Here is a 15,486-nt window from a genome sequence, read left to right as displayed (position 1 = left end):
CCTCTACACAACTTTATATATTTCATCTATTGGTAAATCATTTATATAAGTTTTTTCTCCGCTTTTAGAAACAAATTCTATACTTGGTTTTTCCACAATTTCTCCAACTATGCAGCATTCAATGCCACTTTCTAAAAGCTTTGTTGCAAGTTCATCTGCCTTACTTGTTGTAATTAACATACTTCCACTTGAGATAAGCTTATATGGATTTAAATTAAAAAAAGCGCACACTTTCTCAACTGCACTACTGAGATTTATCATATCTTCATATATTACTGCACCTTTACTTGATGCTCTGCACACCTCATATATAGCTCCAAAAAGTCCGCCTTCTGTAATATCATGCATACTGGAGGCATATTCTCTTGCTATCATCCCTTCCTTTACAACACTTAATTTTTCTACAAAGCTTTCTATTTCTTTTTCTTCGTGGCTATTTAATATATCCTTCAGTTTTTCTTTATACTTGTTATATAAAATAAAAGTACCTTCTAAACCTATTGTTTTTGTGATAACAATTTTATCACCCGGCTTTGCTCCCCCTGTAGGGATAAGAAGCTCTTTTTTTACCTTTCCAAAACCAGTTGAAACAATCAATGGTCTTGTAACTGCAGTTGTCACTTCGCTATGTCCGCCTAAGAGATGGATGTTTAATTTATTGCAAGCATCTCTTATTTGAGTTAATATCTTCGCAAATTCATCCTCACTACTTCCGGGAGGAAGAAGCACAGTAGTAAGTACCCCAAGTGGTTCTGCTCCAGCTGCCGCCAAATCGTTACAGGCAACAACCACCGACAAAAAACCACTCATATTGTCGCCTGCTGTAATTGGGTCCGTGGTAAGAACAGCTATTTCTCCTTCGATATCCACAGCAGCACAATCTTCTCCAATATTAGGAAGCAACAAGATGTTTTTGTTGGTCCTTAAGTTGCTAAAGACATGCTTCTGCAGTATCTCTACGGGTACCTTTCCTATATCCAAAAAGAAGACCCCCTTTGCCTCTTCAATCTAAAATACTCTATCTGGCAAAAATATATCAAACATCCCTACAACAAAAGAGGTAATTAAGTTAGCTATAATGGGTACTTTAATACCTGGTACTGACATATTACCAAAATACAAAATAGCAAAAGTTACTAAAAAAGCAATTATTCCTCTTCCTATAGGGGTTCTATAAAGTGTTGTTATTCTCTCAATTATATATGTTATCACAGATATTGCTACAATTAAAGCTATTCCTATCATCCAATTGCTGAATACAAAGTTGGGGTAGATGAGCTGCATCAAAAGCATCATAAAAGAAGCAACAACAAATCTCACAATTATACCTAGCCAGCTTGCATACCTTTTTTCAGTTTTTTCACTCATAACAAAAGCACCTCCTATTTGTAGGTTAACCAACTTATAATGCAGTTATTCACGGGAGGTGCTTTTGAGTCTTTTATATTCATTTACATATTTTGATACATACATCACAAGTGCAAAAATAGCAAAAATTAGAGCCAATATGAGTGTAAGAAAGGATATCTGCCATCTCAAAATTAACGAGACAATGGCTATGTAAAACAAAAAAGTAGAAAGCTTGCCATAGATATTAGCAGAAACCACTATTTTTATCTTCCCATATAAGAGAGCTGAACCTACTATCATAAAAATCTCTTTTGCAAGGACAATATAAAAAACCCATGAAGGTATATATTCTTTCAAAACAAGGCACCACAAGACGGTAAGTATCATCAACTTGTCTGCAAGCGGGTCAAATAGCTTTCCAAATTGTGTAACCATATTGTATCTTCGTGCAATAAAACCATCCAAAACATCAGTGAGTCCTGATAATAAAAATATACTTAGCCCTATCAGATAATTGTACTTCAGATGAGAAAGAAATATTGCAGCAAATACTGGTACCAATATAAATCTTAAAATTGTGAGAATATTTGGAAGATTCAACAACTACACCTCTTTTTTCTTTTGTCACTTTTTATGATTTTATCATATTTCAAAGATAATATCTACATCATATCTTTAGCTTACATTCTCACTCTTTTCTACTTTTTCAAGCTTAAATATAGAGACTTCGTAAGCAGTTCTGGTTTCTATTCTACCATCTTCTAATTTCTTTTGATAATCTCTACTTTGTACTCTTCCCCATATTTTTATGTTATCACCTATTTGAAATGTGCTTGCAAAACGGGCATTTCTCCCCCAAGCAATACAGGGAATATAATCTGACTTTCCATAAAGTCTATTTACAGCAAGCAAAATATCTGTTATTTCCCTTCCTAAAGGCGTGGTACGGTACTGAGGTTTTTTGCACACATATCCATTTAAGAATATCTCATTGATATTCTTTGAAGGGTCTATGCTCTCAACATTTTTAATGTCCCTTGCAAATACTGTTAAGATGAGTCTGTTTCCTACATTTGAAGGATTGTTGTATGACCTAAACTGTCCTATTACCTCTACCGAGCTTCCCTCTTCAAGATTTACATTGATTAAAAGTCTATCAGAAACTGTTACAATTAAGATATCCTTTTGTTGAGAAAGTCGAGGAACTTCAAGTTTAAATGTAAAAAATCTTTCGCCAAAACTTTCATGACTAAAATTAAGTGGAGTAACAACCTTTCCACATAAGTAAACTCTATTGTTTTCTAAAGGATTTTTAGACATGGCACACACTCATCCTTTCGTACTTTTTTAACCTATTTTTATCCTATTCAAAAAGGTAAATTTTTAGACATCCAAATTCAAACCACACAAGCTTTTTAAAGTGGCAGAAATCACACAGACAGATATCCCCTCTTCCTCTTTTTGTAGATTTTCTTTTTCTTTTATTTCTTTCTCGGCAATAATATTGCCATCAATGGTCTCAACAGCTCTCTGGAAAAATAGGCTCAGGCTTACCTTGTTGTCACTGCCATAATCAAGATGAGTTATATTTATGGTGTTTTGGGATGAAAAGCCTATGTCAACAACCTTACAAGAAGCATTTTTTAATACCATAGGTAAGCTGTTATCCATAAAGATTAAAATTTTCTGGTGTTTATCAAAAATGCCTTCCAACTCACCTAAAATCTCGTTCTGAAGTACAACAACCAGTTCACAATATTTAATAACATTTTGTGGACAATCTAAATAAAAAATGATATAATCGAAGGGAAGATTAAAATCTGTAAGCAAACCTGTAATTTTTTCATCATTATTTTTTTCATTCGCTAAATCTATCTCTAATATTTTTTTACCCTTTTTTTTTACAAAATCAACAAAGTCGCTTTTAAACATCTCTTTGTACGATAGGTTTTTATACAACACACCTATTTTTACCATTTTATTTTTCTCCCCGCTGTTTTTTACCGCATATATTAGTGTGACCATTCTTCTTTCAATTATTTAAGTCACCTTACTATTTTCCTCTGAACACCTTGATGGTCAATATAATAACCATCTTTGTATATTAGCTGCGATACTGTTACAAATTGATATCCCTGTTTGGAAAGAGTACTGAGTATAATTGGCAGAGCATACTTAGTATTTTTGGCATTATTATGAAACAATACGATAGAGCCACTTTTTACTCTCTTCAATACTCTCTGTGCAATCTCTTGTGCAGATAAATCCTTCCAATCAAGTGAATCAACATCCCACTGGATAACGTAATATCCCAAGGAAGAAAGAGTTTTTATTAAAGTATTATTGTAATCTCCATATGGAGGTCTAAAAACCACTGGTTTTTTGTGAATAATCTTCATAATTTTTTCTTCACAGCTTTTAATATCTCTAATTATCTCAGATTCAGATAATCTTGACATGTGAAGATGTTTGTCAGAATGGCTTCCTATTTCATGCCCCTGACTGAAGATATCTTTTACATCTTCAGGATATTTCTCTACCCAAAAGCCTACAAGGAAAAAAGTAGCTTTTGCATTGAATTTTTTGAGTATACTAAGCAGTTCTTTTGTATCGTCGTTTCCCCATGCAGCATCGAATGTTAAAGCTATTTTCTTGTCATCTCTGTCAACACAGTAGATTGGTAGAAGCTTTTTTTGATTTATAACCTCTACAGTTAGCTTTGAATAGATAAAAATAGTGTTTATTGTGAGCAAAACAAGAATTGTGATTAAGACCAGCTTTATAATCTTGGAAATGTTAAAAACTCTTATCATTATTCATTCCACAAAGTTTGTTCTAAGGTAAATTTATGAAAATGACAGCAATAATATGAAAAAATAGAGTAGCATATTTTTTACATAATGCTACTCTCTTCTTGAAGTTCAGGTTGAGAGCTACCTATAGCTTTCTCATCAAATTTAGAAATGAAAGATTGAAGTTCTCCTTTTATTCGCTTTATTTCGTCTTTTAAATTTTGCAGAAGTTTTTCATGCTCCTCGATTTCAGCAAGAAGAGCTCTTTTTTTGTTTTCCCCCTCTTCAATTGCTTTTGATACGATGCTCTCTGCCTTTTCCTGAGCAATTATGAGAAGCTCAGCAATTTTTATTTTCTGCTCGTTCAACTTTGAAAGCTCTTCCTCAAGCTTTTTCAAAGTATTCTTTAACTCCTCATTTTCTTTCTGAAGTTCTTCAATCTTTTCCTGTTTCTCTTTTATTTCTTTTTCATAGGTCATCTCCAAATTGTTTAAGTACTCTATCACAGAACTTGGTTTAAAACCCCTAAAAGTCCTTGCAAATTTGTATGTATTCATTTTTACCTCCACATTCTCTTAAGACCTTTTTGAATATTTTAACACAAAAAAGATTATTTTTGTATATCAAAATTAATCACAGAAAACCAAATCCTTTATCACCTCATAAGCCATGATAAATCCTGCAACAGGTGGAACAAACGAAATACTTGCTGGAACATGCTTTTTTTCTGTCTCTTCTTTTAAATATCTATAGTCGGGTTTTGACGGTTTTTCCTCAGAGTACACAACCTTTAAACTCTTAATATTTTCTTTTCTCAGAATACTTCTAAGTTTTTTAGCAAGCGGACAATAACGTGTAGAATATATATCAGAAACTTTTATAAGCAAAGGATTTAGTCTATTGCCCATACCCATACAACTTATTATTTTTATGTTCTCTTTTGAAGCAAACTTGATCAGCGCAACTTTTGCCCTAATATCATCTATTGCATCTACTATATAATCTATACTCCCTTTTCCAAAAATCTCATAGACATTTTCGGATGTAATTTTCTCGGAAATTATTTCTATTTTTACAAAAGGGTTTATTTCAATTGCTCTTTCACGAGCAGCATCCACCTTATACCTTCCTATATTTGGAATGGTGGCTATAAGCTGACGGTTCAAATTAGAGGGAACTACTCTGTCTTTGTCAACAATAACAAAATTTCCAATTCCACAGCGAACAAGAGCTTCAAATGCAAAACTTCCAACTCCACCAAGTCCACACACTGCTATTTTTGCCTTTGACAGTTTTTCAATCTTATCTTCTCCAATCAACATCATAGTTCTTTGGAAAATATCCGCTGGACCTATCAATATTCTTATTCTCTCCTCTCTGAAGTAAATTAAAAAATAAAAGACCCTCTTTTGTTTTTGGGGTCTTTCTTCTTTCATGTCAGGAACTCCACCATGCCGTCCTCAGGGAGTTTCCCAGACCCTGCCTCAGCAGGTGGGTATCCTGCCAATAGCTTTGCATTACTTCCTGTTTGTCACCCAAGCAAAACCTTGGGTGGGAAGCCTATGCGCCACTATTGGACTCCGGATTCCCTTTTTTGATGGTGTTGGCCTGGAACTTCACCATCTTGTAACGCACACGGCAGAGTTCCTGCCATAGCTTTGTTTTATTATTTCTAATTTAAATATATCACAGATTTTTAGAGTTTTCAATATGATAATTCCTGTTAGATGAGTATTTCTGGCATTTATCACCCCACCTTGCCACTAAATTACCATTGCTATAAAAACCAACAACCTCGCAATAGTTTGAGCAGTCACGGCACTCAAATCCTTTTGTCTCAAACTTGCACCTGTGGATGTTTTCAAAACCTCTGAATTTGGTGATAAGACCTTTTGTCCTCTCTTTTGCCAGTAGTGCAATACCTATTGCCCCCATAACATTGTAGTATTTTGGAACTATAATTTGAATTCCAAGAAGCTGTTCGAATGCCTTTTTCATTGCTATATTTGCCGCAACACCGCCTTGAAATAGTATTGGACTTTCCAACCTTTTTCCCTTTGCCAAATTAGCAAGATAGTTTCTTGCCAGAGCTAAACACAGCCCAAAAAGAATATCTTCACAAGGATGTCCAAGCTGCTGTTTGTGAATCATATCTGACTCAGCAAATACAGCACACCTGCCAGCTATTCTTACAGGATTTTGTGATTTTATTGCTATTTCACCGAATTTTTCAATCGGAATATTGAGTCTTTCTGCTTGCCTATCCAAAAAAGAACCTGTTCCCGCAGCACAGATTGTATTCATAGCAAAATCAATAACAATTCTATCTTTTATTAAGATTATTTTCGAATCTTGTCCACCTATTTCAATTATAGTTCTTACATCAGGTACAAAAAAGATTGCGGCCTTTGCATGAGCAGTTATCTCATTTTTTACAATGTCTGCTCCTACCACCAGCGATGCTAAATGTCTTCCTGACCCTGTAGTTCCAACTCCTTTTATCCTCAAGCTATCTCCATACTTTTCGTACAATGTGCCAAGAGCCTTTTGTAAAATTTCAATAGGCTTTCCTTGGGTTCTGAGATACATGCTTTCAATTACCTCACCATTTTTATCAATCAAGACTACATTAGTACTAACAGAACCAATATCAATCCCAAGAAAGAAGTCCTCTCTCAACCTTCTCACTCCTTGCCTCAATTAGGTCTAAAAAAGCTTCTAAACGTGTTTTGATACCTACGTCACTGTCAACTTCGTCTATTACAACGTGTAGGATAGGAATATTTATTTGATTTTTGATACCATTTAATACTGATTTTGCTATTATTTCTGGCATACATGTGAGAGGAAAAATATGCAATATTCCATCATATTTCTGGGCTGCAAAGTATTTGGCATAAGAAATGGTCTCTCTTGCGTGGCCTCCAATTAAAACTGGCATTACATCTTTAGAATATCTCTTAACAATTGGATCTTTTCTTTTAAATATTGGATATATTAGATGTATATCAATCCACTGGGAAATATAAAGATTTCGTTCAACCTCACATCCCATCTCACCAAGTATTTTTTCAATGTTTAAGCTTGAAAAACTATCAATAATGGTGTATATCTCTCCTACAATTCCTATTTTTCTGACCTTCTCATTTACAATATACAAATTGTCAAGCAAAACATTCGTGGTATCAACCAATCTTTCCATTTGGTCAATTCCATAAACTTTTATTGCTTCATTTCTAAACTTCTCATATATCTTATCTACACTCCCCTTAACCATTTCCCTTGGTCTTAAAAAATGTACTTTTTTCTCAATCCCATCTATCTTTTTGGCTAACCTATACACTCTCTTTAATACACTGGCTATATTTTTTCTTGCAAATATCTTACTCACCTGCTCCAAAAAATTCATAAGACCATAAAAAAGAGGTTCGATGACTATCATCTCTACATCATAGCCCAAATCTTTGAGAATCTCCTTTTCAAGTGCACCATAGTATCCAAATCTACATGGTCCACAGCCACCAAAAATTACAATGGTGTCTGCGCCCATTTCAATTGCTTGGATGAAATTCCCCATGTTCAATTTAAAAGGCAGGCAAATAAATTCGGGCGAAAGTCTCTTTCCAATTTCAAGAGCGCTTTTGTTGTTATATGGAGGAATGACCACTTCAAATCCAAGTTCTTCAAAAAGTGCTTTGCCTATAATAAATAGATTACCCATATGTGGAAATGTTATTTTTCTCATCACTTTTTCTCCTCCATTCAATCATATCTAAATACGCTTCTATTCTTGTTTGTATCCCCACATCAGCACAGTGTTCATCCACAGTTATACAAAGATAAGGCAGTCCCACTTTATTGCATTTTCTCATAATCAGTTCCTGCAAAACAGAGTCAATCCCACATCCAAATGTCATAAGGTACACTACGCCGTCAATTTGTGTATTATTTACTGCCCATTCAAAATAATTGTAGATATCCCTTGCAGAGGACCAGAAGAATTCTTTTGGCAAATTAGAGGAAATATAAAAAGAATTAAAACGATAGTATGCGGGATAAATAGGATTGTAGCCTGCGTTTTTTATAGTTTCCAATATACCTTTGTTTAGAAATTCATCAAAGATTACATAGCTATGGGCCAATACCATTATATTTTTAGTTTTAGCTATCTTGGCCATAGGAAAATCAAAAAGCTGTTCATTTTTCATACTTTTTTCTGACATTATTTTTCTCTTTTTTCTTAAATTTATCTCAGGTACCAGCAGCTTAGCTTCACAATAATTAGCTTTTATGATATCTGGAATACCAATAATCTTGGGGCATGAATAGGTGCCTGGTAATACAGATACAAGGCGCGGCAAAAACAACACATCTACATTCTTTTTTCTTATAAGATATTCTACATGTCCAATAAAAATTTTGGCAGGGATACAAAGTTCATCACAGCCATTTTTAAGCCCATATTCTACCATTTCCTTTGTTGTCTTCCCTGAAAAGATTATTTGGGAATCTTCTAAGACTTCTGGTATAACTCTTATAAAAAAATTTTCCATTCCAGCATAGCAAAAACTATTTGGAACTCCTACCTTCACTTTTTCAATTCTCCCTTTCAAAGATTGAGACCGTTTTTTCTATTTACTTATTTTTCACCACTTTGGCAGTAAAAATACAAAAAAAATAGGCCCTTCTATTTTCGGGCCTTGAAATACTCACAAACATCTTTTATAGTACACACTTCACATTTCGGTTTTATTGCCTTGCAAACTGCTCTCCCATGGTAAACCATCAAATTACTAAATATAGTGTACATCTGAGGCTCGACAATATTCTTTAGCTCAAACTCTATCTTTGTAGCATCTTTGCTATTTACAAGCCCAAGTCTATTTGAAAGTCTTTTGCAGTGAGTATCAACTATTATGGAAGGTATTCCATAAATATTTGCCATTATTACATTTGCTGTTTTTCTTCCAACTCCCTTGAGTTTTACAAGCTCTTCTATAGTAGTTGGTAATGTACCGTTATATTTATCAATTAAAATCCTTGAGGTTTCTTTAATACTTTTCGCTTTGTTTTTATAAAACCCAACAGGCTTTATGTCTTTCTCAAGCTCTTCTAAATCTGCTTCTGCAAAGCTCTTAAGTGTAGGATACTTTTTGAAAAGCTCAGCGGTAATCTTATTTACACGCTCGTCTGTACTTTGTGCTGCCAAAATGGTTGCAATTAAAAGCTCATATGGTTTATTATAATTTAAAGTACACTTTGGTTGTGGATAAATTTTTAAAAGTTCTTTTATCACATAACTTGCTTTTTCTTTTTTAGTAATCTTCGTTCACTCCCTAAGAATTTTTTGAGGAAAGGAGAAAAATGGTAAAATGAACATCCGCAAAGCAACAATTTCTGATATCCCAGACCTGCTTTATATCTACAACTATGAAGTTTTGAATTCAACATCCACATTCGATATTCATCCCAAGACCACAGAAGATTTTTTGAAATTGTTCGACAGCCACGGCAACAAATACCCTATTTATGTAGCAGAAGAAAATTCCGCTATACTAGGTTATGGGTATCTCTCCCCATTCTCAGAAAAAGAAGCTTATTCAATCACAGTTGAAGACTCCATATACATACATCCATTGTACAGAGGCAGAGGGATTGGCAAGCAGATTTTAAAATTTTTAATAGAAAGAGCTAAAGACACAGGGGCTGCCAACATAATTGCAAAAGTGTGCGCTGAAAACTATATAAGTTTACATCTGCACAAATCATTTGGTTTTGTAGAAGTCGGAAAGCTCACCAAAGTTGGTAGCAAATTTGGTAGGTTTTTGGATGTTATTATTTTGCAGCTAATCCTCTAACCTTTTTAAGCACTTTTATTGAGTTTTCCAATACCCATTGGGCCTCTTTTATTTTCAATAAATAAATTACTGTACTATATGAAATTACTCCACAAAATCCCCAAATCGAAAGATTGATTACCTTAGTTATAAACGTCACAGGCGTTTTTACTTGTATCAGATTTTTTGCAAAAATAATACTAATAGCCATTACAAAAGAAGCAAACAGGGCTTTTATGAATACTATCAAGGAGCTTTTTAGTTCAATCTTTCCTATCTTTTTAAATAAACTACGCATAAGCAAAAATACTGACACATACGCAACAATGCTGGTACCCAGTGCTAAACCTCTGTGTTTTAGGTATTTGACAAGAATGATATTTAAAACTATATTAATTGCTACAGCTAAAATACCATTTTTCATTGGTGTAATGGTATCCTGGATTGAATAGAAAGTTCTGCTAAGGATTTCTCTCACTGCATACCCTAAATACCCTAAGGAAAAAAACATAAGAGCACCACTTGTCAGATAAGTTGAACGGCTGTTAAATGCCCCTCTTTCATATACAAACTGGACAATCTCGCGTGATAATACCAGAACCGCAGCTGTAATTGGCACCATAATCAATATGAGAGAATTTATAGAAAGTACCAAATACTTTTTGAACTCTTCTTTCTTTTCACTTGAAAAAAATCGCGATAAATACGGATAAATGACAGCCGATATTGAACCACTAAATATACCATAAACCACTCCATTTAGTTTATCTGCAAAGTTCAAAGCTGAAATACTTCCCTCAGGTAAAAATGAAGCCAAGTACCTGTCAACAAAAGAATTAAGCGACATAACCGACGAACCAATAAATACAGGCAGAACAAGCTTAAAAAGTTTGATTATATATGGGTCACGTAAATTAATATCCAACTTAAACTTAAATCCCTTTTTGAGTGCAAACGGTATTTGAAACAATACCATCGAAAAGTATCCAAGTACAAATGCAACAGCAACACCATAAATGTCAAATTCTTTCTTTAAAAAGGCTGAAAAGATGATAATTACATTGAATGGTAGTCCTACAAGTACAGGCACCACAAAATTTTCATTAGACTGAAGAAATCCTTGCAAGATATAGTTAGCGCCTAAAAAGATTATATAAAAAAATGTAATTCTCATCAGCTGCCAGGTCAGATGTTTTGCAGACCTATCAAATCCCCTAAAGACCACTTCAACTATAAACGGTGAAAATATAGAACCTATCACTGCTACAATGAGCGCAGCTATTACAATTAAAAAAAGTGATTTGCTTGCAAATCTGCTTGCTTTCTCTTTGCTCTCTTTTATCAATATCTCATTGTAAATAGGAATAAAGGTGGTAGAAAAAGAAGCCAAAATACTTGCAAAAAAAACGCCCGGCAACAGCTGGGCTGCAATCAAAGAGTCCAATTTATAACTCGTCCCGTAGAAAGCACCTAAAACAACCTCACGCAAAAATCCAAACAATTTTGACAGTATAGTTGCAACGATAACAAAAAAAGTAGCTTTGGTAATTCTTTTGGCACTGTCAGACATATAAGACCGCCCTTCTTAAAAAAATAAATGAACCAGCAAAAAGATTAAATAAACTTATCCAGTTTTCGTTCTTTGAGAATTTCAACAATCTTTTTAACATCCTGTGCTCTGTTTTTTGAACAAACAAGAACTGCATCTTCTGTCTCAGCAATAATTACATCAGACACATTAATTGTGGCGATAAGCCTGTTGTTTCCATAAATTATGCAGTCACGCGTATCAATCCCAACATGCAAAGCTTTCACAATGTTACCATCATCGTCTGGTGGGAATATTGCTCCAAGAGAGTCCCATGACCCCACATCATTCCAGCCAAAATCGCCAGGTACCACTACCACCTCGTCAGCTCTTTCCATTATCCCATAGTCAATAGATATATCCTGAAGAGATGGATATATCTCTCCTATTTTCTCAAACTCTTGGTCTGTCCAAAGATACTCATATATAGAATAAAACCTATTGTAGATTCTGGGCAGGAACCTATTGAAGTTTTGAATGATTGTGTCTATCTTCCATACGAACATCCCACTGTTCCACAGGTAATTACCGCTTTTTATATAGGCTTTTGCTCTGTCAAATGATGGCTTTTCGACAAATTCCAAAACCTCATAAGCTTTTTTCTCATATTTATCACTGGAATCTCTGTCAAATTTTATATAACCATAACCAGTTGATGGAAAAGTTGGATTTATTCCAATTGTTATGAGCTTGTCATGCTTTTCAGCAATTTCAATGCAGGTATTTATTACTTCAGCAAATCCATCGTTATCTTTAATATAGTGGTCAGATGGAAATACACACATTATTCCATTTTCATGTATTTTTTTAATTTTAAGTGCAGCATATAAAATACAAGCTGCAGTGTTTCTTCCAATTGGCTCATAAATGATGTTTTTTCTATCTATCTCTTCATCAAGGACCTTTTCTATCATCTCTTTTTGATTTATGTTGGTGACAATAAAGATATTCTTCTTAGGAATGACCTTTGATATCCTATCAATTGTTTCATTTATCAAAATGTCATTTCCAGAGAGGTTTAAAAATTGCTTTGGCGACGAGCTTCGTGACAAAGGCCAAAACCTTGTACCACCACCACCTGCCATAACCACTGCAAATCTTTGCATTTTTAAACCCCTCCTCTTCAAAAAATAGTTGAAATCTTCAACATTTATATTATACAATATTTTTCAAATTTTAAACAATGGAAAAACGCCAAAAAGCATTATTTTCTTCTCTCCTCCAAGCTTTTTAAAATATCTGTCCAGTCGAGGTTAAAATACGCCAGTAAAACACTCAAGTGGTACATCAAATCAGATATCTCATAGATTATTTCTTCTTTTTGACCATTCTTTGCTCCAATTACTACCTCTGTTGCCTCCTCGCCAATCTTTTTAAGTATCTTATCAAGTCCCTTTTCAAATAGGTAACAGGTATACGAACCTTCTACCTTATTTTGCTTTCTTTCATTTATTGTTTTCATCAGTTCAAAAATAATGTCAGTTGTAATCTTTTTTTTATCACCTTCCAAAGCACTAAAAAAACATGTTTTGTTCCCTGTATGACACGCAACTCCTGTTTGTTCAACAATGGCAAGCAAGGTGTCACCGTCACAGTCTAAAAATAAACTTTCCAATTTTTGGACATTACCTGAAGTCTCTCCTTTTTTCCATATCTTGTTTCTGCTTCGGCTAAAATAGTGCATATACCCTGTCTGAATGGTAAGCTCTAAAGCTTCCCTGTTCATGTATGCCAGCATAAGTACTTCACCTGTTAGACTATCCTGTACAATAACAGGCACAAGTCCATTTTGGTCAAACTTCAAAGCTGAGATATCTATCATTTTATATCCTCACCTCAATGCCGTGATTTTTTAAGTAACTTTTTAAATCTCCAATTAAAATCTCTCCAAAATGAAATATAGAAGCAGCCAAAGCAGCTTCTGCACCAGCTTTGAAAGCCTCTAAAAAATGCTCTGGCCTGCCAGCACCACCTGAAGCAATGACAGGAATGTTTACGCTGCTACAAATAGCCTCTAAAAGATCTAAATCATATCCAGCTTTTGTTCCGTCTCTGTCCATTGAGGTAAGTAGTATCTCTCCTGCCCCTCTCATTTCAACTTCTTTTGCCCATTTTACAGCGTCAAGTCCTGTGTCTATCCTTCCACCGTTTATATACACATGGAAACCATTACTGTGTCTTTTTGCATCAATTGCCACCACAATACACTGCGAACCAAAAACCTTTGCAGCCTCATTTACAAGGTCGGGGTTTTTAACCGCTGCAGAGTTAATCGAAACCTTATCAGCTCCAGCCAAAAGCAAATTTCTAATGTCATCTAAATTTCTTATACCACCACCTACTGTAAAAGGAATAAAAACCTTCTCAGCTACATTCTTTACGACCTCTATCATTATATTTCTTTCTTCATGCGATGCTGTAATATCTAAAAACACCAGTTCATCAGCACCAAGCTGATTATATTTTTGAGCACTTTCGACAGGGTCGCCAGCATCAACAAGGTTGACAAAGTTTATACCTTTAACAACCCTTCCTCTGTTGACATCAAGACAGGGAATTATTCTCTTAGCAACCACTTTACATCCTTCTCCTTATTTGAATATTTAAAGTAAACTAATTACCTCCTCTAATTTGAGCTGACCTATATAAAGAGCTTTTCCAACAATTGCTGCATCAACACCTATACTTTTAAGTCTTATAATATCCTCTTTAGATGAAATCCCACCTGATGCTGTCAAAAATCCGTCAAAAAGTTTGCGAATATATCTTGCAGCTTCAAAGTTATGTCCTTTTAACATTCCATCAGTTGTTATATCTGTATAAATAAGCCTTTCAAATCCCAAAGTTTTTATTTTCATAATTCCTTCTTCAATGGTAATTGTTGTTGCTTCCTGCCATCCAGAAAGTTTTACAAAACCATCTTTAAAGTCAAGAGAAGCAATAAATCTTTCTTTACCAAACAGTTTTATAACTTCACTTACAAAATCAGGATTTTTAAAGATGACAGAACCTAAAATGATATAGTCAATTCCTGAAGAGAGATAAAGCTCAACTGTAGCCTTATCTCTAATGCCTCCACCGCATTCAACTGTCAAGCATGTAGATCTTTTTATGTTTCTTATAACTTCAAAATTCACTGGTCTTCCAACTTTTGCACCATCCAAATCAACAACATGGATGTATTTTGCACCACTTTTTTTAAAAAGTTTTGCCTGCTCAATTGGATCTGAATTGAACAGCTCAACCTTGTTATAATCTCCCTGAGTAAGTCTTACACACTTTCCATCTATAAGGTCTATTGCAGGTATAACAATCATAGCAATCCCCCAAAGTTCTTAAGTATTTGCAGTCCCACTTCACCACTTTTTTCAGGATGAAACTGAGTAGCAAATATATTGCCACTTTCTATTGAAGAGTCAAACTCAATACCATGCTCACACACAGAAGATACTATTGATTTATCTTTATTTTCCACATAATACGAATGAACAAAATAGACAAACTGATCATCCACACCCTTTAAAAGTTTTGAATTTCCTTTAACTTTTATCCTGTTCCATCCCATGTGTGGGATTTTGATGTTCTCTTTTTGAGGAAACTTTTTGACCTCTCCGTTGAAAATTCTTAAACCCTCACAACTGCCTTCTTCGCTAAATTCATATAATAGCTGATAACCCAAGCAAATACCCAAAAATAAAGACTCTTTTATTTTTTTTCTCAAGACATCAACAAGACCAAATCTTTTAAGATTTAAAATAGCTATGTCAAATGCTCCTACCCCCGGCAGAACAATCGCATCTGATCTCTCAATGTCGTCTTTGCTTGACGTAACAAAAGCTTCAAAGCCTATGTATTCAAATGCTTTCTGTACACTTCTCAAGTTTCCCATTCCATAGTCCACAATACATATTCTTTTCAC

Annotated in this window: 19 protein-coding genes and 1 other RNA gene; 1 reads left to right on the top strand and 19 read right to left on the bottom strand. The window is 34.5% G+C overall.

The window, feature by feature from the left end; translation table 11 throughout:
• Positions 1-3 precede the first annotated feature (3 nt).
• The 13 genes from CALHY_RS06510 to nth all read right to left on the bottom strand — a co-directional run bounded on the left by CALHY_RS06510 (position 4) and on the right by nth (position 9,465).
• Complete coding sequence (locus tag CALHY_RS06510; RefSeq protein ID WP_013403175.1) at positions 4-981, bottom strand: AIR synthase family protein; 978 nt, start codon at positions 979-981, stop codon at positions 4-6.
• Positions 982-1,008: 27 nt separating this feature from the next.
• On the bottom strand, positions 1,009-1,368 hold the full coding sequence (locus tag CALHY_RS06505) for a phage holin family protein (protein WP_013403174.1): 360 nt from the start codon (positions 1,366-1,368) through the stop codon (positions 1,009-1,011).
• A gap of 45 nt (positions 1,369-1,413) precedes the next feature.
• Positions 1,414-1,953 carry a CDP-diacylglycerol--glycerol-3-phosphate 3-phosphatidyltransferase gene (pgsA, locus tag CALHY_RS06500; protein ID WP_013403173.1) on the bottom strand — a complete coding sequence of 180 codons (540 nt, stop codon included), beginning with the start codon at positions 1,951-1,953 and terminating at the stop codon, positions 1,414-1,416.
• 72 nt (positions 1,954-2,025) lie between these two features.
• Positions 2,026-2,670, bottom strand: coding sequence for a single-stranded DNA-binding protein (locus tag CALHY_RS06495; protein WP_013403172.1), 645 nt, complete (start codon positions 2,668-2,670; stop codon positions 2,026-2,028).
• Positions 2,671-2,733: 63 nt separating this feature from the next.
• Positions 2,734-3,327 carry a hypothetical protein gene (locus CALHY_RS06490; RefSeq protein WP_013403171.1) on the bottom strand — a complete coding sequence of 198 codons (594 nt, stop codon included), beginning with the start codon at positions 3,325-3,327 and terminating at the stop codon, positions 2,734-2,736.
• Between the two features lie 68 nt (positions 3,328-3,395).
• Positions 3,396-4,163: a polysaccharide deacetylase family sporulation protein PdaB gene (gene pdaB / locus CALHY_RS06485; protein ID WP_013403170.1), complete on the bottom strand. Its 768-nt coding sequence runs from the start codon at positions 4,161-4,163 to the stop codon at positions 3,396-3,398.
• Positions 4,164-4,243: 80 nt separating this feature from the next.
• Positions 4,244-4,699, bottom strand: a complete 456-nt coding sequence (locus CALHY_RS06480; protein ID WP_013403169.1) for a DivIVA domain-containing protein — start codon at positions 4,697-4,699, stop codon at positions 4,244-4,246.
• A 72-nt stretch (positions 4,700-4,771) separates the two neighbouring features.
• Positions 4,772-5,500, bottom strand: a complete 729-nt coding sequence (locus CALHY_RS06475; RefSeq protein WP_049772036.1) for a tRNA threonylcarbamoyladenosine dehydratase — start codon at positions 5,498-5,500, stop codon at positions 4,772-4,774.
• Between the two features lie 81 nt (positions 5,501-5,581).
• Positions 5,582-5,790, bottom strand: a non-coding RNA gene (ssrS, locus tag CALHY_RS13405) — 6S RNA.
• 38 nt (positions 5,791-5,828) lie between these two features.
• Complete coding sequence (locus tag CALHY_RS06465; RefSeq protein ID WP_013403167.1) at positions 5,829-6,821, bottom strand: acyl-CoA dehydratase activase; 993 nt, start codon at positions 6,819-6,821, stop codon at positions 5,829-5,831.
• Positions 6,793-7,887 (bottom strand): hypothetical protein, encoded by a 1,095-nt coding sequence (locus tag CALHY_RS06460; protein ID WP_013403166.1) that lies wholly within the window; start codon positions 7,885-7,887, stop codon positions 6,793-6,795. Before CALHY_RS06460 ends, CALHY_RS06465 begins: the two co-directional genes overlap by 29 nt.
• A complete protein-coding gene (locus CALHY_RS06455; RefSeq protein ID WP_013403165.1) occupies positions 7,856-8,734 on the bottom strand; it encodes an acyl-CoA dehydratase activase-related protein in 879 nt (292 codons plus the stop codon). The genes CALHY_RS06460 and CALHY_RS06455 overlap by 32 nt, the downstream gene beginning before the upstream one ends.
• Positions 8,735-8,829: 95 nt before the next feature.
• Complete coding sequence (nth, locus tag CALHY_RS06450; RefSeq protein ID WP_041723129.1) at positions 8,830-9,465, bottom strand: endonuclease III; 636 nt, start codon at positions 9,463-9,465, stop codon at positions 8,830-8,832.
• Between the two features lie 49 nt (positions 9,466-9,514).
• On the opposite strand from nth, the gene CALHY_RS06445 reads away from it, so the two are divergent.
• Positions 9,515-10,000 (top strand): GNAT family N-acetyltransferase, encoded by a 486-nt coding sequence (locus CALHY_RS06445; protein ID WP_013403163.1) that lies wholly within the window; start codon positions 9,515-9,517, stop codon positions 9,998-10,000.
• Here the strand turns inward: CALHY_RS06445 and murJ are convergent.
• The 6 genes from murJ to hisH form a co-directional block, all read right to left on the bottom strand.
• Positions 9,978-11,549: a murein biosynthesis integral membrane protein MurJ gene (murJ, locus tag CALHY_RS06440; RefSeq protein WP_013403162.1), complete on the bottom strand. Its 1,572-nt coding sequence runs from the start codon at positions 11,547-11,549 to the stop codon at positions 9,978-9,980. The genes CALHY_RS06445 and murJ overlap by 23 nt on opposite strands.
• A 44-nt stretch (positions 11,550-11,593) precedes the next feature.
• Positions 11,594-12,673: a mannose-1-phosphate guanylyltransferase gene (locus tag CALHY_RS06435; RefSeq protein ID WP_013403161.1), complete on the bottom strand. Its 1,080-nt coding sequence runs from the start codon at positions 12,671-12,673 to the stop codon at positions 11,594-11,596.
• A gap of 98 nt (positions 12,674-12,771) precedes the next feature.
• Positions 12,772-13,389, bottom strand: coding sequence for a bifunctional phosphoribosyl-AMP cyclohydrolase/phosphoribosyl-ATP diphosphatase HisIE (gene hisIE / locus CALHY_RS06430; protein ID WP_013403160.1), 618 nt, complete (start codon positions 13,387-13,389; stop codon positions 12,772-12,774).
• Position 13,390: 1 nt separating this feature from the next.
• Positions 13,391-14,143, bottom strand: a complete 753-nt coding sequence (hisF, locus tag CALHY_RS06425) for an imidazole glycerol phosphate synthase subunit HisF (protein WP_013403159.1) — start codon at positions 14,141-14,143, stop codon at positions 13,391-13,393.
• A 27-nt stretch (positions 14,144-14,170) separates the two neighbouring features.
• Positions 14,171-14,884: a 1-(5-phosphoribosyl)-5-[(5-phosphoribosylamino)methylideneamino]imidazole-4-carboxamide isomerase gene (gene hisA / locus CALHY_RS06420; RefSeq protein ID WP_013403158.1), complete on the bottom strand. Its 714-nt coding sequence runs from the start codon at positions 14,882-14,884 to the stop codon at positions 14,171-14,173.
• Entirely contained in the window at positions 14,881-15,486 is a 606-nt protein-coding gene (gene hisH / locus CALHY_RS06415; protein ID WP_013403157.1) for an imidazole glycerol phosphate synthase subunit HisH, read from the bottom strand. The genes hisA and hisH overlap by 4 nt, the downstream gene beginning before the upstream one ends.

It is taken from the genome of Caldicellulosiruptor hydrothermalis 108 (assembly GCF_000166355.1).
In the GTDB taxonomy this organism is placed as follows: Bacteria; Bacillota; Thermoanaerobacteria; order Caldicellulosiruptorales; family Caldicellulosiruptoraceae; genus Caldicellulosiruptor; species Caldicellulosiruptor hydrothermalis.
The sequence above is the reverse complement of the archived record's forward strand: the minus strand, read 5'-3'. Positions and strand labels throughout refer to the sequence as shown.

Coding starts and splice junctions, on each gene's coding strand:
- CALHY_RS06505 (WP_013403174.1), bottom strand. CDS start 1,368: ATGAGTGAAAAAACTGAAAAAAGGTATGCAAGCTGGCTAGGTATAATT.
- CALHY_RS06495 (WP_013403172.1), bottom strand. CDS start 2,670: ATGTCTAAAAATCCTTTAGAAAACAATAGAGTTTACTTATGTGGAAAG.
- CALHY_RS06490 (WP_013403171.1), bottom strand. CDS start 3,327: ATGGTAAAAATAGGTGTGTTGTATAAAAACCTATCGTACAAAGAGATG.
- pdaB (WP_013403170.1), bottom strand. CDS start 4,163: ATGATAAGAGTTTTTAACATTTCCAAGATTATAAAGCTGGTCTTAATC.
- CALHY_RS06480 (WP_013403169.1), bottom strand. CDS start 4,699: ATGAATACATACAAATTTGCAAGGACTTTTAGGGGTTTTAAACCAAGT.
- CALHY_RS06460 (WP_013403166.1), bottom strand. CDS start 7,887: ATGAGAAAAATAACATTTCCACATATGGGTAATCTATTTATTATAGGC.
- CALHY_RS06445 (WP_013403163.1), top strand. CDS start 9,515: ATGAACATCCGCAAAGCAACAATTTCTGATATCCCAGACCTGCTTTAT.
- murJ (WP_013403162.1), bottom strand. CDS start 11,549: ATGTCTGACAGTGCCAAAAGAATTACCAAAGCTACTTTTTTTGTTATC.
- CALHY_RS06435 (WP_013403161.1), bottom strand. CDS start 12,673: ATGCAAAGATTTGCAGTGGTTATGGCAGGTGGTGGTGGTACAAGGTTT.
- hisIE (WP_013403160.1), bottom strand. CDS start 13,389: ATGATAGATATCTCAGCTTTGAAGTTTGACCAAAATGGACTTGTGCCT.
- hisA (WP_013403158.1), bottom strand. CDS start 14,884: ATGATTGTTATACCTGCAATAGACCTTATAGATGGAAAGTGTGTAAGA.